Genomic DNA, 20,827 nt, shown 5'->3' with positions numbered 1-20,827 from the left:
TTAAACATCTTTAAACCTTTCAGTATGAAATACCTATTGCTCCTTTGTTTGACCCTGTTAAGTTTGTCCGCTTGCCAAAACACGGCGAACAAGTCCAATCAAAGCACCGATACTGGCACCACACTAAATGACGCTGATCAGGAAGCAATTGCTGCTGTAATCCATAACTTTTACCAGTGGTATAACGATTCCATCAACAGCCTTCAAGGAATAGAATACATCAATTACGGCAAACACCTGACACTGAACATGGCCAAAGTAGACACATACTTTGAACAATTCCTCAAAACTGGCTTCATCAGCAAGGAATATGTCCAAGGTGAAAAAGGCTATTTGAAAGCATTGGAAGCCGATTGGGAAAAGACGGAATATGAAGATGGTCCAGTTGATGGCCTTGATTATGACCGCTTTTTCTGTGCACAAGACTGGGACATTAAGTTTTGGACTACGGCTCCGGTTAGTGTGGAAAGCCTTGGACCCAATCGCGTCAGAGCAATCTTGTCTGGAGATGAAGGGGGCGGCGAAAGAACCCAAAACCTTGTGCTGAAAAAAGAAAATGGCAAATGGTTGATTTCCAATATTGATTGTGGAGAATGAGTGGGAATGACAAATAATTCGAATGACGAATGACGAATTTTGGTGCGTTGCCTCCAAATTCGTCATTCGTCATTCGTCATTCAAAAATCGATGGTGGTAGGTAGTGGTTCCTTGATGTCTGTTGAAATGGTAACTGACAAATCGATGATTTTCATAAAGGACTAATTTTCAAATTTTAGGGAAAAATGCTCCACCGCAGGGGGCACTTCGAAAAAAGGGCCGATCAACGCCCGCCATTCCTGAAACAAAGCGGAACCGCGAAACCCTTCGGTATGGTCTTCCAAACTTGCCCAACGAATCAGCAAAACATAGCGAGTCGGTACTTCGATGCAGTGCTGAAACTGGTGGCCGAGGTAGCCTTTGGACTGGCTGATGACCGCTTGGGCCGCTTGTAGATTGGCTTCGAATTCGGCATTGCTGCCGGGTTTGATGTTGATGGTGGCTACTTCGAGAATCATGTGATTGTTTTTTTTGCAAAATAAGAAACTCCAAAAAATTGAAATAGAGCTTTCCATTTTTTCTTTACCTTCATAGGACTGGTGATGCCGAATTGTAGAGGCGCACGGCCGTGCGTCTACGTTGCGTTGCCCTGATTTTTTATGTCCCCTACCTACAAACCATCAAAAACATGGACATCAAGACCTATTTCAAAACAATACGTGAAGCCATAACCAATGAACAAATCCAGGACCTGCAAGCACTAGACCTGGATCAACCCGAAGCATTCAACTGGGTCATGGACGTATTTTGCCCCTTGAACATGGAACCATACCCCGACGCCGAAGCCCTCATCTGGCGGCATAACGAAAAAGAAAAACGATATACCTTCAAAAGCATCTACGCCACATCCAATCAATTCCTGAACTTCCTCCGCAAGCAAGGCGTACAACAAGGGAACTGCATCTATACCCAATTGCCACTTGATCCCGCCAACTGGATTGGCACTTTGGCGGCCATCAAAGGCGGCTTGATCCTCATCCCGGCTGCGAACAACCTGATTGAAAAAGACATCGCCTATCGCTTTCAAACCATCTTTCCGGAGGTAGTCATCACCGATCTGGCCAACGCCGGGAAAATCGAAGCTACGGAAAATATCCTGGGTCGGGAGGTCAAAGTGAAAATTGTAGTAGATGGTCGCCGGGCAGGTTGGCATTCCATCGAAGTGATCGCGCAGGAAGCGGAGGATGCAGACGCTGCTTTAACCCGTCCTGATGACCACCTGTTTTACTTTTTCACCTCGGGCACCACAGGATTGCCCAAAATTGTGATCCATACCCACTTTACCTACCCCTTCGGCCACCTGAGCACGGCCGCCTGGGTGGGCATGCGGCATGGCGACATCCACTACAACATTTCGGCGCCGGGATGGGCTAAATTTGCCTGGAGTAGCTTCTTTGCACCCTGGAGTATGGGGGCGACCATTTTTGCCAATCAGGTCGACAAATTTGACGCTAAAGAACAGCTAAAAACCATTGAAAAATACCAGGTCACCACCTTTTGTGCGCCACCAACGGTATTGCGCATGATGATTTTGGAAGACTTTTCTGGCTACCAATTTCAGTTTCGGCAATGCGTGGCAGCGGGAGAGCCACTCAATGCCGAGATCATCGAAAAATGGCAAAAGGGTACGGGTATCCTCATCCGTGACGGCTACGGCCAGACTGAAACGACCTGCCTGGTGGCCAATATGCCCGGCAGTGTAGTCAAATACGGCTCGATGGGAAAGGCGACCTTTTTGTACGACATCGTGGTTGCCGATGAAGAAGGGGTTGAACAACCAATCTTTGAAGAAGGTAGCATTTGCATTCGGATGAATGGCGGACGAAAAAACGGCGTATTCCTGGAATACCTGGGAGAACCCGAACGCAAGGCCAAAGTATTCCAGCACGGTTTGTATTACACGGGCGACAAAGCCTACAAAGACGATGAAGGCTACATCTGGTTTGTTGGCCGGGACGATGATGTGATCAAGGCTTCCGATTTCAGGATTGGGCCTTTTGAAGTGGAAAGTGTGTTGATTGAACACGATGCAGTGGTGGAAACGGCCGTAGTGGCCAGTCCACACGAATTAAGGGGTTTTGCGGTAAAGGCTTTTGTGCTTTTGCGGCCAGAATTGCTGGGGGATCAAGCGCTGGCCGAGGCTTTGTTCGCGCATTGTGAACAGAATTTGGCGGGCTACAAAATTCCGCGGATCATTGAGTTTGTGGAGGCATTACCCAAAACCATCAGTGGGAAAATTCGGCGGGTGGAATTGCGGGCGAATGAGGCGCAAAGTAAAAGTAGGGGAGAGGTAAAGGCGAATGAGTTTTTTCATTTGAAATACTAAGGTGGTTCTTAAGTGACTGAGGTTTCTTAGGTGGTGAAAGAATAACGTTTTTGTTTTTCACCACCTAAGAAACCTAAGACACTCAAGGAATCGCCTCAGAAATGATGCACTCTTCTACAACCAAATTTTTATGCTTTGATTTTCGTAACCATTGACTTGATTTCTATAATGTTTTGACAACAAAAGGTGCTTCATTTGTACATTTAATTAAACCTAATATCATGGCAGTTTTCAATCTGACTATCAACGGGAAAAAGCATCAACTAGATGTCGACCCCACTACACCCATTCTCTGGGTACTTCGAGACCACCTCAATTTGGTGGGTACCAAGTACGGATGTGGCATGGCGATGTGCGGTGCTTGCACGATTCACCTGGATGGAGTGGCGATGCGGTCCTGCTCGCTGCCGGTTGCACAGATCGGCAATCAGAAGATCACCACCATTGAGGGCCTTTCTGAAAATGGTGACCACCCACTCCAAAAAGCCTGGCTTGAGCACGATGTACCCCAATGCGGCTATTGCCAAACCGGGCAGATCATGAGTGCAGCCGCATTGCTCAAAGACAATCCCAAACCCAGCGACGAAGAAATTGATGCAGCGATGCACGGCAACATCTGCCGTTGTGGTACCTATATTCGGATCAAGGCAGCGATTAAGACCGCTGCACGTTCCTAACGCTTCCCAAAGTCCATATAAAATGACAAAGACAAAAATAGCATCGAGCAGACGCTCTTTCCTCAGAAATACCCTCTTCGCGGGCGGTGGTATGGTCATCGGATTTGACTGGTTGGCCCAGCAAAACCTCTCTGTTGCCAAAGACATCCTGGCTTTGCCCAAAGAATGGTTCGACTTCAATGCCTTCCTGAAAATAGGCGACAACGGCCTGGTAACCATTATTACCCCGAATCCAGAATTTGGTCAAAACGTGATGACCTCCATGCCCATGATCGTGGCAGAGGAACTGGATGTAGACTGGAAAGACGTGCGGGTAGAAATGGCCATACACGACCCCGCCAAATTCCCCAATGCTGCGATGGGGCAATTCACTGGTGGCAGTAGAGGCATCCCCTCCAAGTGGGACGCCCTGCGCAAAGCCGGAGCTACCGCCCGGCAAATGCTCCGCGAAGCCGCCGCAAAAGCCTGGCAAGTACCCGTAGCCGAAATCAGCACTTCCAACAGCGTTTTGCAACACAGCAGTGGCAAAAAGGCTACTTATGGCGAAATGGCTGCGGCGGCGGCCCAAATCCCCGTTCCGAAGGAAGTGAAATTGAAAGCGGTCAAAGATTTTAAAATCATTGGCACCTCGCACAAGAATGTAGAAGGGCCGAAGATTGTGACTGGTAAGCCACTCTTTGGCCTGGACTACAAAGTGGAAGGTATGCTGATTGCCATGATTGTCCATCCGCCCGCTTTTGGCATGAAGTTGAAATCATTCAACGATGCTTCCGTGAAGGGCATGCCGGGCATCAAGGACGTTTTTTCCTTCAAAACGTACAACGATGGCCAGGAAAAAGCGGCCTTCGACACCAATGCCTTCCCTGAATTGGTTGCTATCGTAGGCAATTCCACCTGGGAAGTGATGAACGCCAAAAAGGCGATCAAGGCCGAGTGGGAACCTTTTGCAACTTATAGCGAAACGGTAACTGGCTTTGGAGGGAACAAAAGTCAGGTCAAAGTACCGGCAGGCTTGGAAAATTCAGCTGACCACCTCGTCAAAATGAAAGAGTTTGCCAGCAAACCGGGTAGGGTGGTCCGCAAAGACGGCGACCCGGAGGCCGCTTTCAAAACTGCAGCTAAAGTATTGGAACGGAGCTATTCAGCACCCCACCTGGCGCACAACTGTATGGAACCGATGAACTTTTTTGCCGATGTAAAAGGCGACAAAGTGAAAGTTGCTGGCCCACTGCAAGCGCCGGGCCTCATCGAGCCTACCCTTTCTGCACGCTTGGGCATTCCCGCCGAAAACATCGAAATTGAAATGACCCGCATGGGTGGTGGTTTTGGGCGACGGGCTTACAGCCACTATATGGTAGAGGCTGCAATCATCTCGCAACAAGTCAAAGCTCCGGTGAAGTTGATGTATACCCGCGAGGACGACATGACCAACGGCGTTTACCGCCCAGCTTACTATGCCACGTACCGGGCTGCTTTGGATAAAAACAACAACCTGATCGCTTTTCACGTGAAAGCGGGCGGCATTCCTGAAAGCCCCCTACACGCCAATCGTTTCCCTGCGGGTGCGATCGACAATTACCTGGCTGAAGATTGGTCCATCGAATCCAACATCACCATCGGCGCCTTCCGGGCACCACGTTCCAATTTTATTGCTGCTGCCGAGCAGTCATTTCTGGATGAACTGGCTGAGGCGATGAAAAAAGATCCGATTGAAATGCGCCTGGAATTGTTGAGAAAAGCTAAGGCCAATCCAGTGGGCAAAAACAATGACTACGATGCGGATCGGTATGCCGGGGTACTGGAACTGGTGCGGGACAAATCGGGCTGGGCAAACAAGCCAAAATCGAAAGTACACCGAGGTGTGGCGGCCTATTTTTGCCACGCCAGCTATGCGGCCCATGTGCTGGAATTGACGGTAGAAGATGGCAAACCCGTGGTGCAAAAAGTAACCAGTGCCATCGACTGCGGCATCGTGGTCAACCCCGACGCAGCAGCCAACATGACCGAAGGAGCAGTTATTGATGGGATCGGTAACGCACTTTTTGGAGAAATGCCATTCAAAAATGGGGTGCCCGAAAAAACCAATTTCCACAATTACCGCATGATTCGGATGAGCGAAGCGCCCAAAGTGATTGATGTCCATTTTGTGAAAAATGAGATCAGTCCTACCGGGATGGGCGAGCCACCGTTTCCACCGATTTTTGGGGCAGTTGCGAATGCCCTGTACAAAGCGACCGGGAAACGGGTGTACAACCAGCCTTTTTTGGGGGATAAGCAGGAATTGGGGATGTAAGTGAGGAAGTCTATTCCATTGGAATATTCCCATGCCGCCGTAAGTTGGCTATACAAGCTGACCGGCGGCATGGGTCATTATTGGTTATTGTTCTCTTATTTTCCTCTTGCGATTTCTGATTGCCACTTTATCGAATCCCAAAATTCGTACTCATGATATTCATCCATTAAATCAATTGCTTCTTTCCTCATTTTTAATGCTTGAGCAAGATTATTTACGAAGTGAACATTTCCCATCTGTAATTCAGGATGAATTTTAGTTCTAGTCAGATCACTGGGATCGCCAAATTCTTTATGATTTGAGGTTACAAAAATTAAGTCTGTTGCTATTAGATTTGTGTTATTTACGTGCTCAACAGCTCCAAAGTAAAGTAGAGCGTCAGCCATATTGTTTTTGCTATTATGAAATGGGGCTTGCTTAGTTAGAGCTCTATTTGCCATGTCAATCTTGAGTTTATCTTCAATTCTAAAAACTTCCGAGCTTTTGAGTAATTTTTCAACTCTATTAAAAAACGCTTCAGCAAGTCGTTCTTGGTCAGCCTCAACATTTGTGTATTTTCGAATAATTTTTTCAAGTTCATTTCTTTCCTGTTCAGGTAAAAGCTCGGACATTTTCAATGCGCTTTTTGCATGGCTGCGGATACTCACAATTACCTCTTGCAAAACTCGCAGCTTATTTCTATTCCATTCTTCAATAATTATGTCGCAAGTCAATAAAACAGTAATGCTCTGCTTTACTTGTTCTTCAAGCTCAATTAAAACTTCTTCAATTTTTGGTTTTGCCAAATCAAACCATGAACTCGTATCTAATATCAATTTTGCCATTGAGGATGTTTGTCGTAGTAGCTAACATGATTTAAAAATAAATGAAATATGACTCACTCTTCTTCAGCAAGTTTCAGAACATGCTTATAAAGCTTAGGATTGATTCTAAACCCCTGATTTACCAACTGCTCCAACTTAGGTTTAAGCTCAGCGATGTACCCTAATTGTTTGGCTTTAAGCAAAGTACCTAACAATCCAACGATCTTGATCCCCATGCCTTCAGCAATGGTTCTTCCTTTTAGTTCATCGATGATCAGAAAATCAGGTTGAAGTTCCATGGCAAGTGCAATTGCCTCTGCTTCCCCTTTGTCTAGCTGCGTTTCCAACTGAGTAATTGCTGACCTATTTTCAGCAGGAACTACTGAAATCCAATCTTGGTCGTCAAGAATTTTCTTCTGATCGGGAAGTTCACAAAGCTCATTGTAAACGGTTTGAGGAATGATGATTTTTCCAAAAACGGCATTTAACAAATCCAGAGAGTCAATTTGAATAAGATTTGTAATGGGGGAGGTGTCACTAATTACAATCATTTACAGTGTCTCTAGATTCACTAAATCTTTCTCTAAGTCCTCAATTCCGAAATGGATGAAAACATCTCGCTTTGCCAGTTCTTTCTGAAAAGAAATTAAGTCCAGGTCTACAATTTTTCTGGCTTGACCGATAGAGAGGATTTGTTTTTCATATAAATAGACAGCGAAGTCTAACAATAGGTCTTCGGAGCTGATCTTGGCAGATACCAAGGCTTGGTCAGGAATGTTAATTACCATAATAGTTGAATTAATACGCCACCTAAGGTAATACATTTTTTTAAATTCCACAACATTTTTAATCAACTAAAGAGAAAGCTTGGGCGGACTTAACGCTTGAGAACTGTTGATAATGAACAAGTTGCCTACGCTTTTCTGTAAAAGCATGATGGCCCGCAAGGAAATTTTGCTTAACCTTTAAAAACAACTCCTTGCAGGCTATAATGGGGGAGAATGACCCTACAAAGCTACCGTACTGATTTTAAGACCATTCTTCTTATCCCGCTTCACTTCGTGAGCAAGCAGCAATTGATTATCCAGCATCAAACCCGTTGAATTAAGGGCATTTACCGTACCGTCTACGGCTACCGTTTCGGATACCTTATCGCCATTTATTTTTCGGAATACGAGCTGGCTTTTGCTGTCGGCCTGGCTTTGTTCCCAAAGCATTACCGCTTGTTTTGAACCCGCCATAATCCAGGGGTTTTTCACTGATGCCTCGTTCAAGACGAAGAGTTTTTTGCCCTCTTGAGTCACCAAACGGATGCCCGTTTCGGTTTCTGCACCGGAGAACCAGGCGATCAAAGCCCCTTTGCCATAGCTGCTAGAGATGGCCCCGCTGTGTGGGCAACCATTGATTTTCCAGCCATCGTTGTGGACGATTTGTGGTTTGGAAAAAGTTGCTCCATTGTCGGTGGAAGTTATTTTAGCGATGTCGCGAATGTCATCGTTGTTGTCCCGATAATAGACATGTAAGGCACCGTTGGCATCGACCAGAAGGTTGATGTTGCAGCAATCACAGACGACAGGATCGATCAATTTTTCGGGTTGAAATACGCCATTTTTGGTGAGTACCAACCGCAAATCCCGCTCTTCGTGTTTTGTGCTGTTGGCCACGTCTTTCAAATACACTACCGCAATTTCGTCGTTAGGCAGGACGATGGCGTCAAAAAAGCCACGCATGGCTTTGGCGGGGTCTGAGTCCACATTTTGAGGGCTGGTCCAGGTAGCACCAGCATCTTTCGATACACAATACACCAGGTCGGAGGTGCGGCGGCCACCTGCTGGTGCTCCTGCTGGTGCGTCAGGCCGATTGGTGAACACTGCGACCAGGCTGCCGTCTTTTTTGGCCAAAACTTTGGCCCTCATCAAACGGCTATTGCCAATCCCTTTGCTGGTAAAAATTACTTTTTTATCCCCAAAGGTTTTGCCTTTGTCCTTGGAGGAAGCGAGGCAAAATGAAACAAGGCCTTGCTCGTCCTTTTCTGTCCAGGAAAGCAAAATCTCTCCTTTGGACGTTTGGGTCAACAAAGGCATGGCGTAGGCCTTGGTAGAGTCTGTTTCAAAAACACTGGAGCCAGAAGGAACTGAGCTGAGTACAGGTGAACTCGGGAGTTTGGTCCATTGGTCGACACTTTCAACCATGTTGGTATTGCACATGGGCATGGTCTCATCAGCGTTTGTCTTAGTCGCTTCTTCTGGGCTGAATAGGGCTACCATGCTGAAAAACCAGACGTTGAAAAATGCAATTATTTTGATCATTGGATGAATGTATTGGTGAAAAATAGCAAATATAGTACTTGACAAAACGCTAAAGTATAAATGTAAGTGTTACCAATTTTAGTAAACCGACAATCCAGCCAATTGAGTAGATGGATCGGAAGGTTACGGAGATTTATTTCCGCTCAAGCTCTAAACGATTTCAACCATTTTAACCCTACCAACGTTCACAACCATATGAACAATCTCAACCAAATGACCGCCCTCATCACCGGGGGCAGCAAAGGCATCGGCTACGGCATCGCCGCTAGCCTGCTAAAAGAAGGCATCAATGTGGCCATCACCAGCCGCCGTCAGGAAGATGCAGATGCCACAGCTCGGGAACTCTCCTCCGTCGGCACAGGTAAAATTATTGGCATCGCTGCCGATGTCCGCGATTTTGCGGCGCAGCAAAAAGCAGTGGCCAAAACCCTGGAAACTTTTGGTCGTCTCGACGTACTCATCGCCAATGCGGGGGTGGGTCATTTTGCCCCCATTACGCAAATCACGCCAGAGCAATGGCATGAAACGATCGATACCAACCTTACTGGCGTGTTTTACAGCCTCAAAGCCGCGGTAGATGCACTAACTGATGCCAAGGGTTACTTCATCAGCATTGCCAGTTTGGCCGGAACCAATTTTTTTGCATCAGCTTCCGCTTACAATGCCAGCAAATTTGGCTTGGTGGGTTTCACCCAGGCCGTCATGCTCGACTTGCGGGATGCGGGCGTCAAATGTTCCACCATCATGCCCGGTTCGGTAGCTTCCCATTTCAACAACCACGAACCGAGTGACGCGGATGCCTGGAAAATTCAGCCCGAAGATTTGGGGCAGATCGTAGTAGATTTACTCAAGATGAATCCGCGGACTTTGCCTAGCAAAATTGAGGTTCGGCCAAGTCAGACGGCGAAGAAATAAAGGGACAACAAAGGACTTTATTTGTTTTTGCTAAAAAAATCATCCCATAGCTGTTGTTGCTTTTGGTTAGCTTCGCTATACGGCTCTTTAAATACGAGTTTAAGTCCTTTGAGATCGTTGCTGGCATTTTCGTAATACTCAAAAGTCGATTTTCCGTTTTCAGTAACTGGGCGATCATGAGCAATGATTAGCTGTTTTATGGGTACTAACTTTTCGTTTCGCCATTCATAAAGCGTCAGCGAAGGGTCTATGTACCAGCTGCCGAAGTAGGTCTCTTCAATTTGCTTTTTGGTTTTATTGACTACGTAATCCGTTGAGAAGGAGCCTGCGTATTGTATTGTACCGGTTTTTTTTGATTGGCAGTAGACCTCTTTCCAGGAGTTGCCGTTCATGTTTCGCCAGGTTGAAGTGATGATTTCCTTCTTGTTGTCACCATTCAGGTCTTCAAATTCAATGGAGTAAATGGGAATGTTGATTCGTGCATTGCCCATTGGCTTCCAGGCTTGATGACGGAGCTGAAAAAATTGGATCATGGTGTCTTTAAGATCGATTTCAACTGCGTGGATGTTCGCTGAATCAATCATTTTTCCGATCAACAGCTGCCTAAACAAGCTGTCCTCTTCAATCACGTTGTTGCCGTAAAAAAAAGTGTCACTAGTATCGGCTTGGGCAAGCGCCAAAGAGCTGGGTATAAATTTGTTGAGAATGGCTTGGGTTGTTTTTGTGGAATCTCGGGTGTCGGATAGAAATACTTCGTTTGGGATGATGCCATTTTGTGTCTCCACGCCATGGCAGGCACAAAGGATGAAAAGCAATAAAAAGCTTAGTTTATTGTGGTTCATTTTGGTTGCGTACCTTAGGTGACATAAATGCGTGAATGATGTAACTCTTTGTCAGAATGGTGTAACGCTTTGCTGTTCTAAATCAATCATTTTTGTAGGGTGCAAATTACTTTGCCATTTAAATTGATAAAACCAAAAAGTACAAAAATCTAATGATTATGTATGCTATTTCAATCAGAATGGGTTTTTGGATGATGCTTGCATCCATCGCATTCTTTTTATTGATGTACACCATCGGCCTGGGATACCGCAATGAACTCCATGTGTTTGTTGCCGCATTCCAATTGGTGTTTTTGTACTTGGCCATCCAAGCTTATTATCGACTTCATCCCGATAACATTGACAATTATATGGATGGTGTATTGCAAGGGATGGGCGCATCCCTGGTGGGAGTGGGTGGCTTCGCTTTGTTCATGACCGCGTTTCTGCTCATGGAACCAGCACTGATGAAAACCATTCAGGAAAAGGCGCATTTGGGGAAATATTTAAACCCTTTTACGGACAGTTTGGTTATTCTATCTATAGGCCTGGCAATCGGCCTGATCGGTTCCTACATATTGACTCGGCTTTTCAACCAGAAAGTCGTCCCAGATTGATTTTTTGTACCGAAAACCGGACTTACATTTTTATCTCGTTTTCAGAAACTTTAGCCGTTGTGAAGCAATCCAAATTGTACATCGTGGTTTTGGCAATATTGGTCAATGACGTTTCGGTAAGAAACCCTTGATGGCTGGTAATCAGTACATTTTGAAAAGTCATGAGCCGGGCAATCGTATCATCCTGCAAAATCTCATCTGAGTGGTCTCCAAAAAATAGCCCATCCTCCTCTTCATAAACATCCATGCCAAAATACCCAATTTGCCCGTTTTTTAATCCCTGAACCACATCGTTCGTGTTCACCAAAGCACCACGGCTGGTATTGATCAACATCATGCCTTTTTTCATCTGCTGGATACTGGATTCATTGATGATGTACCGGGTATCGTCATTGAGCGGCAGGTGCAGGCTGATGATGTCGGAGCGCTGATATAGTGTAGCGCAATCGGTGTATTCCACCGCATATTTTTGCTTGATCTCCTCGTTTTCAAACTTGTCGTAGGCCAGTAAGTGACAACCAAAACCATGCAGAATCCGGGCCATCACCTCCCCAATTTTTCCGGTGCCCATGATGCCTACGGTTTTCCCATTCATGTCAAAACCGGTTAGTCCATTCAAGGAAAAATTTTGCTCCATGATCCGGGAATGGGCGCGGATCAATTTCCTGTTCAGTGCCAGGATGAGCGCTACCCCGTGTTCGGCTACGGAAAAAGGCGAATAGGCAGGTACTCTCGCTACCCGGATGCCGTGTTGTTTCGCTTTATCCAGATCTACATTGTTGTAGCCCGCCGAGCGCAGGGCGATGAAACGAACGCCATTCTTATATAACAGTTCAAGTACGGGCGCCGAGGCATCGTCGTTTACAAATAAACTCACCGCCTCAAACCCAACACTCAAGGGGGCTGTTTCCAGCGAAAGCTCTACGTTGAAAAAATGCAGTTCATGACTGCCGTCATTTACTTGTTCGAAATAAGGCTTTTCAAATTGGTGGAAACTATAGACTGCTACTTTCATTTTATTAAGTTGTGTTGGTTTAGGACTAACTCCTGATCAAGAATTGGTTTGCTTCCTGATTTTGTGGAACAAAGTTCAACAGGATTAAAAGATAAGCCTTACACAATTAAAGCGTAATTTTACATGATTCACAGGTGTCTACCGCTTGCGGCCAATTCGAGCGGTTTGTTTTGGGGCCAATTTTCATTTATTTTGTTAAATACATACCACTGTAGCATGTTTTTGGGTTATGGGCATGATATTGTTTAATTCATTCCCAAAAACATGGCTATGAAAAAGCTAAAACTTACGCTAACTCTTCTCAGTATTGCTTCTTTATTGTGTGCTCAAACACTTGATCCCAATTTTTCGCCCAAAGTATTGCGGGCTAGCGGCGGTACAACCATGGTAACTCAAGCAGACAACAAGTTACTTATCGCGACTCAGAGTCAAGGATTTATAAATGACCAAGCGGTGAGCTTTTTATTTCGCCTGGAGGAAAATGGGGAACTTGACCCTAGTTTTCAATACCCAACTCTGTTGAACAATGCACCTACAACAATCAAGATCCAACAAGATGGAAAAATCTTAATTGGTGGTTATTTCAAAGATTCAACAGGGCAATTCATAGGAAGTTTGTTGCGCTTGTTGCCAAATGGAACAATTGACCCTTCTTTTTTGATTTTGAAAAATGAAAACTTTAGTTTGCAGCTATTAGAAGTATTGCCCAATCAGAAAATCTTTATTCTGGAGAATGCTATAACCTACATTTCTCAAGTTCGTCTCTTGAGCAGAGATGGTTCACCTTTACCCCCATTTCAGGGCTCATACTTTTGATGGAGCAGTTGCCGCTATTGGGGTTCAATCCAATAATGAATTGGTGCTTGCCGGAACCAACCTCAAAATTGGAAATCGTACACAAGCCGTTTTTCGCTTCGATTCCACCGGGCAAGTCGATCCTGATTTTAATCCACAACCTACCTCAGTATCTAATTTCATTGTACAGAATATGGCCATTTTACCCAGTGGTACACTTGGATTCTTAGCTGGTGATGGCTTTAATGTCAGTGTATTTGATCGAACCGGGCAAATCCTGGCCAATCATTCCTTGTCCAACGAAAGGGCCTCTCTCCATCGGGCCAGTAGCAATAGTTTTCTCATTTTGGGCCAGCGTGGGTATGAGGTGTTTGAAAACGGAGAAGCACGTGATTTGCAGGTAGTGAATGCGAATGGCTACGTATTTTGGGCTACCGAACAACAAAATAGTCGACTGGTGTTGACTGGCGGCTTTACCAGTACCAGTGCTTTTTTGTTGAAATTGGATGCTGCTGGTCAAATTGTACAAGCACCTACTCTTACCCACACCAGCAATAATTTTCCGGGGTTGAGTGAATTGTTCGAACTGCCCAATGGCAGCGTTTTGGTTGCTGGAGTCTTTAATCGCTACAACGACATTCCGGTAAACAACCACATTGTAATCGACAAAAACGCTCAACTCATCAGCAACTTTTTGCCAGAAATGCCTGCTGAGACGACTTATTCCACCACCGCGAATATCGATGGGAATAGCATGTATTTAGGGGGAATATTCACTGCTCCAAACGGTGCCGTGGGTTTGGTGAAAATTACTGATTTACTCACTTCCAGTTCTACTGTTGTAAACAAGGTAAAGAAAGGAAAAATTTTCCCCAACCCCAACGCCAACGAAACCTTGTATTTAGAACTCGATTCCAAAATTCAAAGCTCAAGTGTCCAGTACCAAATGCTGGAAATGGGCAGTGGCAAAGTGCTGGAATCTGGCCGGGTTGTGAACCCAGCTTTGCAAAGTTTTGACCTTAAAGCCTTAAAACAAGGAGCTTATGTGTTGAGATTGTTGGGGACTGACTGGGAAGAATCGCATGTTTTTAGCAAAGTGAAATAAATAGAAGTGGGCACCCTCTGCTCGACCAGCGCACAATTGACTTGTGCCGGTCGAGCAGTTACCCAGGAGTAGGAGTGGGCTTGGGCGTACCTCGGGGATCGTGGTAATCGGAACCGAGGCGAATTGGTTTAACAAACAAGTAAAAGTCGGGTGATGGAACGATGTGGAATTGGACAAGGTTCCTCTAAATGAATGTGTCTAGAGTTGAATTATTGAGCACGGGTGAATCCTTTGGGTGTTCGGTAACCATGAATGACTTTAGCCTTACTTTTACAAGTCAAGTCATTTCTGAAGAAAAAACGACCTGATTGAGGGGTGATGTAACTGAACAACTGACTTGGGTTGACAACTAGTTTGTTGTAGTCGCTTGTCTCTATCTTCGCATGGACTTGTCGACTTTGCAATTGACTTAAATCCAGGTAAATATGGTCGCCTCCACTGTTGTTGCGGATCTCAACCAGGTCTACTTTACCCTTTATGGTATGTAGTTTGCCTTGATTGATTTGTTGAATGTACTGATTGTATCTGCTTGAACTGATGGTATCAAATTGAATTGCCGTGCCAGGCTTTAGCAGATTCAAATTTAGATAGTTGGCATCAACCGTTAAATCGGCTTCATCCGCCTCAATGTCAATGTGAATACGATGTCCTTTTAACACTCCTTTTTGATGGAAGTGTTTAATCGCGGTATAGATGACAATTCTGTTTAATGATTGATAGCCAATTTTGATGTTAACACTGGGTAATTGATTATCGGTTTGATTTCCTAGCGCTCGCGTCTTGAAAAACTTCTTGCTGAAAATGTGCAGACTTGGGTTTGACGGCTCCATTTCGACCTTTATGTTGTCGAGGTAGCCACTGTCCCCGGTAATTTCAACAAACGGGTGTTTCGTAGGAATTAAAATCACTGAATCGATAAACTGTGATCTAATATTAAGCGTAGAAAACTGCTCAACTCGCTTTTTCGTATACACGGTTTTTCCAGACAATTGTAAAGTACCCTTACTAAACACCTCTCTGTAAATATAGCCTCTTGTAAGGGGTGTAAAATCAAATACAAGGAGCACAGTAGGAAAGGATACAAAAGCAAACCAGGCGAGCAGGTGTCCCGTTTTTATGGATTTTTTCATGATTTAGCAATTTGATTTTGGTGATACAATTCACTGATGTCGCTCAGAGAAATTTCAAGTAGCTGCATCGTTTTAAACACTTCGGGTAAGGTTTCTTCTATAAATTCACGACGCTTGAGCTTCCTAGCTTTTTCCAAGGCATTTTCGGCAATGTAATACCCAATGCCTCTTTGGTTTTGCAATAGGCCCTCTTGTTCCAGAAGTCCATAAGACCTTACCACAGTATTTGGATTGACTTGAATTTGTGCTGCCAATTCTCGCACCGATAAAGCTCGTTCGCCAGCTTTGGTTTTGCCTTTTAACACATCTTCTACCATTTGATCGGCAATTTGGAGGTAAATGGCTTTGTGGTCATTCCAGTTCATATTTCGCGCTGTTTAAAGAGGAAATAACCTGAGTATAGCATGATCGGAATGATTCCACACCCCCAAAGAAGTGTTGCATACAGGCGTTTGAATTGGAAAAAATAGACAGCGCTAAATAGTTGTGCCTCCATTGCACCAAAAATGCTTTGATCACTAGGTGAAGCTGTAATGTATGCAGGTAGTTGAAAAGCCTGGGCAATCAACCCGGCCAAAACAAATAACAACAAACACAATAAGAAAGAAAAAAGGAGGTGCACCTTTTTAAAAATCAACGCACCTGGAACGAATACTACGCCTACAAATAAAGGGACAATCAACGCAATTTGTACAAAAATATTGATGTCCTCTTGGTATAGCGGGTAGGTCATAAATCCTTTAACTGCTAAAGTTGCCTGTAAAAAAATGGGGCGAAAAACCAAAAAAATCAAGGTAAAGGCAACTGGCGCAAAGAGGAATGGAAAACAAAGTTTTGCTAGGTATTTTTCTGCTGGCTTTGCAGGCAACTGTAACAATTGTATCGTTTTGAAGGGTGTGCTCCATTCTGGAAACAATAAAAAAAGTTGCGTTGCAAAAACAAAGACCAGACCCAGAATAAAGTGGATAATGAAAAAATCAATGGCAATTGACAATTGCTGAGCAGGATTCATGATCAATACTAGGATCACCAACATATAGAGCAGAGCCGATCCGATTAAACTTTTCCATTTTTTTCCCCACTCTATCTGGATTAAGGATGAAATTCGAGTGAAACTATTGCTATACATACACTTTTTCATTTTGAAGGTGAACCAATATTTCCGGCTTTTCCACAATCGCTTTCATCAATATTTCCAAGTCTATCTCCGTTTCAGGGTCTCCAGGTTCAGCGATGTACAAGGCCAGATATCCGCCCGGGATTGGTTCGTAATACACAGCATCTTTACCCGGCTCCTCGGTACTCCGCTGGATGCAAAAACGGGCATTGAGCACTTCGGTACTTTGGTGAAACAACAGTTTGCCCTGATCAATCACCACCACCTGATCAAACTGCGCCCCCAATTCCCGCACCTGATGGGTCGAAATGACCACCAAGGTATCTTCGGGCAAGTGGCGGGTCCAGATTCTGCGCAGTTGCGATTTGGAAAAGATGTCCAAACCATTGCTCGGCTCGTCCAGCAACAGCACTTTGACCTGGGTCGCTAGGGCAAAAGCCAGCATCACTTTTTTCTGTTGACCAAAGGACAATTCGCTGAGCTTACCGGATACTTCCAGCTCAAACTCTTTGACAATGGCCTCAAAAAGCCGTTGGTCAAAACGCGGGTAAAAGGGCGCCAATTCAGTCAACCAACGTTGGAGGGTACGCGCTGGCATTTCGATGGTTTCAGGTACAAACAATACTTGCTGTTGCCAGGCCAGCTGCCGTTTGCGGGGTTCTGAACCCAACACAGTACAGGTTCCCGACCAAGGGAAGCGCAAACCCGCCAGTAAGTGCAACAGTGTAGTTTTTCCCGCCCCATTGGAACCAAGTAAGCCTACAATCCCAGGTTTGTCAATCTGGATGTGTAACCCTTCGAACAGTGGGCGTTTGGGGTGGTAGCGGAAGTGGAGGTTTTGGAGTTGAATCATTGTAATGGTGTATTAGTTTACTAGTACACTACAAATTTATAACACTTTTTAAATAAATCAAGCGCACTTCCAAAAAAATGCGAAAAATTTTCACAGAAAGCTTATTTTGGGAAGTATAAGCCCATTTTGAACCCTTTGTTTTGTTCGAAATTCAAACACAAACACCATGCTGAAAAAAATTCTGCTTGTTTTGTTAGCTATCCTCGTCCTCATTCAGTTTTTTCGCCCCGAGCGCAATACCTCGAATGACCTCACCTACGATGTGCATAAAAAATACCCGGGGCCCTATTACATTCAGGGTATTTTGGGAAAAGCCTGCAACGATTGCCACAGCAACAAAACCGAGTACCCCTGGTACGCGAATGTTCAACCCGTCGCCTGGATGTTGGCCAACCACGTCAAGGACGGCAAACGGCACCTGAATTTTTCGAATTTCACTTCCATGAAAATTGCCATTCAAAACCATAAATTTGAAGAGGTCATCGAAGTTGTGGACGAAGGCGAAATGCCACTGCCCTCCTATACTTGGCTGGGGCGGCACCCTGAAGCTAAATTGACCGCAGAAGAAAAAACTGCTTTGATCGACTGGGCCAGAACCAATATGGATTCCATCAAGGCCCAATACCCGGCGGATAGTTTGGTAATGCCCAAGCGGCCCGCGCGTCCTCCCGGAAAATAATTTTTGATTACACGTTTCTAAGGTGCCTCTTTGGTGTCTATGGTTTCTTAGGTGGTGAAGAAATTTTTTTAACCACCTAAGAAACCATAGACACCAAAGAGGCACTTAAGTAAATCCCAAAACGAAACCCCTTCGCAACTCTACATCCGCAAGCTTATGGCCAATCTCAACATCAAACTCAACAAAACCAACACCTACGATGCCATTGTCATCGGCTCAGGCATGAGCGGCGGCTGGGCCGCTAAAGAACTTTGTGAAAAAGGACTCAAAACCCTGGTCCTCGAAAAAGGCCGTATGGTCAACCACCTCGAAGACTATCCCACCATGAACATGGAAGCCTGGGAATTCGAAAACCGGGGAGCCCTCAGCGCCGAAGACCGCGAAAAATACCATATCCAAATCCGCAGCGGTTTTGTGGGTGAATCCACCAAACATTTTTTTACCAACGATCAGGAAGATCCCTACATCGAAAAAGAACGTTTCGACTGGATCAGAGGCAATCACGTGGGTGGACGTTCACTCACCTGGGGCAAACATTGCTACCGCTGGAGCGACCTCGATTTTGAAGCCAACACCAAAGAGGGAATCGCCGTCGATTGGCCAATTCGGTACAAAGACATCGCGCCCTGGTACACCTACGTAGAAAAATTTGTGGGCATCAGTGGCGAAAAGCTGGGCCTCGATCACTTGCCCGATGGTTACTTCCTGCCGCCCATGGAGCTGAATTGTCTGGAGCAACATTTCAAAAAGGAAGTAGAAAAGAAATTTCGGGGCCGAAACATCACCATTGGTCGCGTCGCCCACCTTACCGAGCCTCAGCCCTGGCACCTGGAACTCGGGCGGGGCAAATGCCAAAACCGCAACCGCTGCTCGCGAGGCTGCCCCTTCGGTGCTTATTTCAGCAGCAACTCGGCCACCCTTCCGGCCGCGAATCTTACCGGCAATTTTGCGATTCGCCCCAATTCGGTCGTACACTCCATCATCTACGACGAAAAAACCCAAAAAGCCACCGGGGTCCGGGTCGTGGATCACGAGAGCAAAGAAATGATCGAGTTTTACGCCAAAGTCATTTTTTGTTGTGCTTCTACCTTGGCCACCACTCAAATCCTGTTGCACTCTACTTCCGACCGTTTTCCCAAAGGAATGGGCAACGACAGCGGCGAACTCGGCCACAACCTCATGGATCACCACTACCGCACGGGTGCGATGGGCGTATACGAAGGGCTGGAAGACGAGTATTACAAAGGCCGTCGCCCCACGGGTTTGTTCATCCCCCGCTTTGCTAACCTGAATGACCAAACGAAAAACCCCAACTTCCTGCGTGGTTACGATTACCAGGGCAATGGCGGCAGCCGAGCCAACTGGGGTCGAGGCACCAACAGTCCCGGGGTTGGCGCTGAATTTAAAGAATCCCTCTTCAAACCCGGCCCCTGGAACATGGCCCTGATGGGTTTTGGGGAGTGCCTGCCCTACCACGAAAATCAGGCTAGTCTGGACGCTGAGAAAAAAGACCAATGGGGCATTCCACTCTTGGTGCTCAATGCCAAAATGCGCGAAAATGAGCTCAAAATGCGCGAAGCCATGAAAACCGACGCCGCTGAAATGCTCAGCTCCGCAGGTTTTAAGGATGTAATTATGTTCGATTACGCGGGTGGACTGGGCGTAGGGGTACACGAAATGGGTACGGCTCGCATGGGGCGTGACCCCAAAACTTCAGTGCTCAATGCCCAGAATCAAGTCCACGCTGTATCGAATGTATTTGTCACCGATGGCGCCTGTATGACCTCGTCTTCCTGTGTGAATCCGTCGATCACTTACATGGCGCTGACGGCCCGCGCCGTGGATTTTGCGATGAGTGAATTGAAAAAAGGGAACCTCTAACAGCTTCTAAAAACTGACAAACATGAATCGTCGCGATGTCATCATATCTTCGGGTTGGTTGTTGGGTTATGGATTGACCTCAGCCAGCTTGAGTACCTTATTTTTAAGTTGCCAGGCGGAGGCCAAATTGGACTGGCAACCCGTTTTTTTATCCAAAAATCAAGCCGCTACCCTGGCTGAAGTCACCGAAACCATCTTGCCCAAAACGGCCACTCCAGGCGCTAAAGAGTTGGGTGTGCCCCAGTTCATCGACAAGATGCTGAAAGAAGTGTTGGGCGAGGGGGATCAAAAAGCTTTTGTGGCTGGTTTGGAACAAATTGAAGCAGACAGTAAAAAACAACACAGCAAAGCATTCGCGGTATGCAGCCCGGAGGAACGCAACGCCTTACTTCTGGCCATGGACAAAGCCGCCGCCACCCAACCACCCTCGGTTTGGGGCATTACTTTGGCACCACCACAGCCCAGCGATTTTTTCCGCAACCTCAAAAGTTTGACCCTCTTTGGTTATTACACTTCCGAGGAGGTATGCACCAATATTTTGAGTTATGATCCGGTGCCGGGGGCGTACATCTCCTGTCTGCCAGTGGCAGAGGTGGGGAATGCTTGGAGTGAGTGATTCACAGTACGCAGATAGGAAGCAGCTTCGCTGCTTTTTTAACACGACGACCAACAACGGAACGACGACACGACGATCTTCGCGCTACGTGCTCAGTGTAAACGACGCTTTGCGTCGTATGTAGGCGGTAGCCATTCCGTCGTGTCGTCGTTTCGTTGTGTTTTCTATGGTTCAAGCAAGACATTGTTCAAATTTTTTTGATACATAACTTGATTTTTAACGACGGCAAAAACCCTGAGCAAAATCTTGTTGCGCATCGCATTGATAATGCAAAGATG

The 20,827-nt window shown here is 45.8% G+C and carries 22 protein-coding genes; 11 read left to right on the top strand and 11 right to left on the bottom strand.

Going from position 1 to position 20,827, the window contains the following annotated elements; translation table 11 throughout:
• Positions 1-24 precede the first annotated feature (24 nt).
• Positions 25-597 (top strand): DUF3828 domain-containing protein, encoded by a 573-nt coding sequence (locus ACEW9O_RS23980; protein WP_373552755.1) that lies wholly within the window; start codon positions 25-27, stop codon positions 595-597.
• Positions 598-758: 161 nt separating this feature from the next.
• Here ACEW9O_RS23980 and ACEW9O_RS23975 read toward each other — a convergent pair whose 3' ends face one another.
• Entirely contained in the window at positions 759-1,055 is a 297-nt protein-coding gene (locus tag ACEW9O_RS23975) for an antibiotic biosynthesis monooxygenase (RefSeq protein WP_373552754.1), read from the bottom strand.
• Positions 1,056-1,225: 170 nt separating this feature from the next.
• On the opposite strand from ACEW9O_RS23975, the gene ACEW9O_RS23970 reads away from it, so the two are divergent.
• From ACEW9O_RS23970 to ACEW9O_RS23960, 3 genes are all read left to right on the top strand, one after another.
• Positions 1,226-2,923, top strand: coding sequence for an AMP-binding protein (locus tag ACEW9O_RS23970; RefSeq protein ID WP_373552753.1), 1,698 nt, complete (start codon positions 1,226-1,228; stop codon positions 2,921-2,923).
• A 221-nt stretch (positions 2,924-3,144) separates the two neighbouring features.
• A complete protein-coding gene (locus tag ACEW9O_RS23965) occupies positions 3,145-3,600 on the top strand; it encodes a (2Fe-2S)-binding protein (protein ID WP_373552752.1) in 456 nt (151 codons plus the stop codon).
• A 22-nt stretch (positions 3,601-3,622) separates the two neighbouring features.
• Positions 3,623-5,893 (top strand): molybdopterin cofactor-binding domain-containing protein, encoded by a 2,271-nt coding sequence (locus ACEW9O_RS23960; protein WP_373552751.1) that lies wholly within the window; start codon positions 3,623-3,625, stop codon positions 5,891-5,893.
• Between the two features lie 95 nt (positions 5,894-5,988).
• Here ACEW9O_RS23960 and ACEW9O_RS23955 read toward each other — a convergent pair whose 3' ends face one another.
• The 4 genes from ACEW9O_RS23955 to ACEW9O_RS23940 all read right to left on the bottom strand — a co-directional run bounded on the left by ACEW9O_RS23955 (position 5,989) and on the right by ACEW9O_RS23940 (position 9,005).
• Positions 5,989-6,717, bottom strand: a complete 729-nt coding sequence (locus ACEW9O_RS23955) for a PIN domain-containing protein (protein ID WP_373552750.1) — start codon at positions 6,715-6,717, stop codon at positions 5,989-5,991.
• 53 nt (positions 6,718-6,770) lie between these two features.
• Positions 6,771-7,247 carry a DUF3368 domain-containing protein gene (locus ACEW9O_RS23950; protein WP_373552749.1) on the bottom strand — a complete coding sequence of 159 codons (477 nt, stop codon included), beginning with the start codon at positions 7,245-7,247 and terminating at the stop codon, positions 6,771-6,773.
• Positions 7,248-7,484 carry a UPF0175 family protein gene (locus ACEW9O_RS23945; RefSeq protein WP_373552748.1) on the bottom strand — a complete coding sequence of 79 codons (237 nt, stop codon included), beginning with the start codon at positions 7,482-7,484 and terminating at the stop codon, positions 7,248-7,250. It lies immediately after the preceding gene.
• A gap of 219 nt (positions 7,485-7,703) precedes the next feature.
• Positions 7,704-9,005, bottom strand: a complete 1,302-nt coding sequence (locus ACEW9O_RS23940; RefSeq protein ID WP_373552747.1) for a sialidase family protein — start codon at positions 9,003-9,005, stop codon at positions 7,704-7,706.
• Between the two features lie 195 nt (positions 9,006-9,200).
• Here ACEW9O_RS23940 and ACEW9O_RS23935 point away from each other — a divergent pair, with 195 nt between their 5' ends.
• Complete coding sequence (locus tag ACEW9O_RS23935) at positions 9,201-9,920, top strand: SDR family oxidoreductase (RefSeq protein ID WP_373552746.1); 720 nt, start codon at positions 9,201-9,203, stop codon at positions 9,918-9,920.
• A gap of 17 nt (positions 9,921-9,937) precedes the next feature.
• Here ACEW9O_RS23935 and ACEW9O_RS23930 read toward each other — a convergent pair whose 3' ends face one another.
• Entirely contained in the window at positions 9,938-10,762 is an 825-nt protein-coding gene (locus ACEW9O_RS23930; RefSeq protein ID WP_373552745.1) for a hypothetical protein, read from the bottom strand.
• A gap of 158 nt (positions 10,763-10,920) precedes the next feature.
• Here ACEW9O_RS23930 and ACEW9O_RS23925 point away from each other — a divergent pair, with 158 nt between their 5' ends.
• On the top strand, positions 10,921-11,358 hold the full coding sequence (locus ACEW9O_RS23925; RefSeq protein ID WP_373552744.1) for a hypothetical protein: 438 nt from the start codon (positions 10,921-10,923) through the stop codon (positions 11,356-11,358).
• A gap of 22 nt (positions 11,359-11,380) precedes the next feature.
• On the opposite strand, the gene ACEW9O_RS23920 is transcribed toward ACEW9O_RS23925, so the two are convergent.
• A complete protein-coding gene (locus ACEW9O_RS23920) occupies positions 11,381-12,373 on the bottom strand; it encodes a 2-hydroxyacid dehydrogenase (RefSeq protein WP_373552743.1) in 993 nt (330 codons plus the stop codon).
• Positions 12,374-12,643: 270 nt separating this feature from the next.
• Between ACEW9O_RS23920 and ACEW9O_RS23915 the strand changes: the two genes are divergently transcribed.
• Both ACEW9O_RS23915 and ACEW9O_RS23910 read left to right on the top strand, forming a co-directional pair.
• Positions 12,644-13,189, top strand: coding sequence for a delta-60 repeat domain-containing protein (locus ACEW9O_RS23915; protein ID WP_373552742.1), 546 nt, complete (start codon positions 12,644-12,646; stop codon positions 13,187-13,189).
• Positions 13,149-14,273 carry a hypothetical protein gene (locus ACEW9O_RS23910; protein ID WP_373552741.1) on the top strand — a complete coding sequence of 375 codons (1,125 nt, stop codon included), beginning with the start codon at positions 13,149-13,151 and terminating at the stop codon, positions 14,271-14,273. The genes ACEW9O_RS23915 and ACEW9O_RS23910 overlap by 41 nt, the downstream gene beginning before the upstream one ends.
• Positions 14,274-14,482: 209 nt before the next feature.
• Here ACEW9O_RS23910 and ACEW9O_RS23905 read toward each other — a convergent pair whose 3' ends face one another.
• From ACEW9O_RS23905 to ACEW9O_RS23890, 4 genes are all read right to left on the bottom strand, one after another.
• Positions 14,483-15,403, bottom strand: a complete 921-nt coding sequence (locus tag ACEW9O_RS23905; protein WP_373552740.1) for a GIN domain-containing protein — start codon at positions 15,401-15,403, stop codon at positions 14,483-14,485.
• Positions 15,400-15,768 (bottom strand): GntR family transcriptional regulator, encoded by a 369-nt coding sequence (locus tag ACEW9O_RS23900; protein WP_373552739.1) that lies wholly within the window; start codon positions 15,766-15,768, stop codon positions 15,400-15,402. Before ACEW9O_RS23900 ends, ACEW9O_RS23905 begins: the two co-directional genes overlap by 4 nt.
• Complete coding sequence (locus tag ACEW9O_RS23895; protein WP_373552738.1) at positions 15,765-16,196, bottom strand: hypothetical protein; 432 nt, start codon at positions 16,194-16,196, stop codon at positions 15,765-15,767. Before ACEW9O_RS23895 ends, ACEW9O_RS23900 begins: the two co-directional genes overlap by 4 nt.
• Before the next feature lie 328 nt (positions 16,197-16,524).
• Positions 16,525-17,373, bottom strand: a complete 849-nt coding sequence (locus ACEW9O_RS23890) for an ATP-binding cassette domain-containing protein (RefSeq protein ID WP_373552737.1) — start codon at positions 17,371-17,373, stop codon at positions 16,525-16,527.
• Positions 17,374-17,539: 166 nt separating this feature from the next.
• On the opposite strand from ACEW9O_RS23890, the gene ACEW9O_RS23885 reads away from it, so the two are divergent.
• From ACEW9O_RS23885 to ACEW9O_RS23875, 3 genes are all read left to right on the top strand, one after another.
• Positions 17,540-18,052: a heme-binding domain-containing protein gene (locus tag ACEW9O_RS23885; RefSeq protein WP_373552736.1), complete on the top strand. Its 513-nt coding sequence runs from the start codon at positions 17,540-17,542 to the stop codon at positions 18,050-18,052.
• Positions 18,053-18,208: 156 nt separating this feature from the next.
• Positions 18,209-19,933 carry a GMC oxidoreductase gene (locus tag ACEW9O_RS23880; protein WP_373552735.1) on the top strand — a complete coding sequence of 575 codons (1,725 nt, stop codon included), beginning with the start codon at positions 18,209-18,211 and terminating at the stop codon, positions 19,931-19,933.
• 22 nt (positions 19,934-19,955) lie between these two features.
• Positions 19,956-20,549, top strand: a complete 594-nt coding sequence (locus ACEW9O_RS23875; RefSeq protein ID WP_373552734.1) for a gluconate 2-dehydrogenase subunit 3 family protein — start codon at positions 19,956-19,958, stop codon at positions 20,547-20,549.
• Positions 20,550-20,827: the final 278 nt, after the last annotated feature.

The organism is Haliscomenobacter sp. (genome assembly GCF_041740695.1).
GTDB lineage: Bacteria > Bacteroidota > Bacteroidia > Chitinophagales > Saprospiraceae > Haliscomenobacter.
Note: the sequence above shows the minus strand (reverse complement) of the source record. Positions and strands in the feature narration are given on the sequence as shown.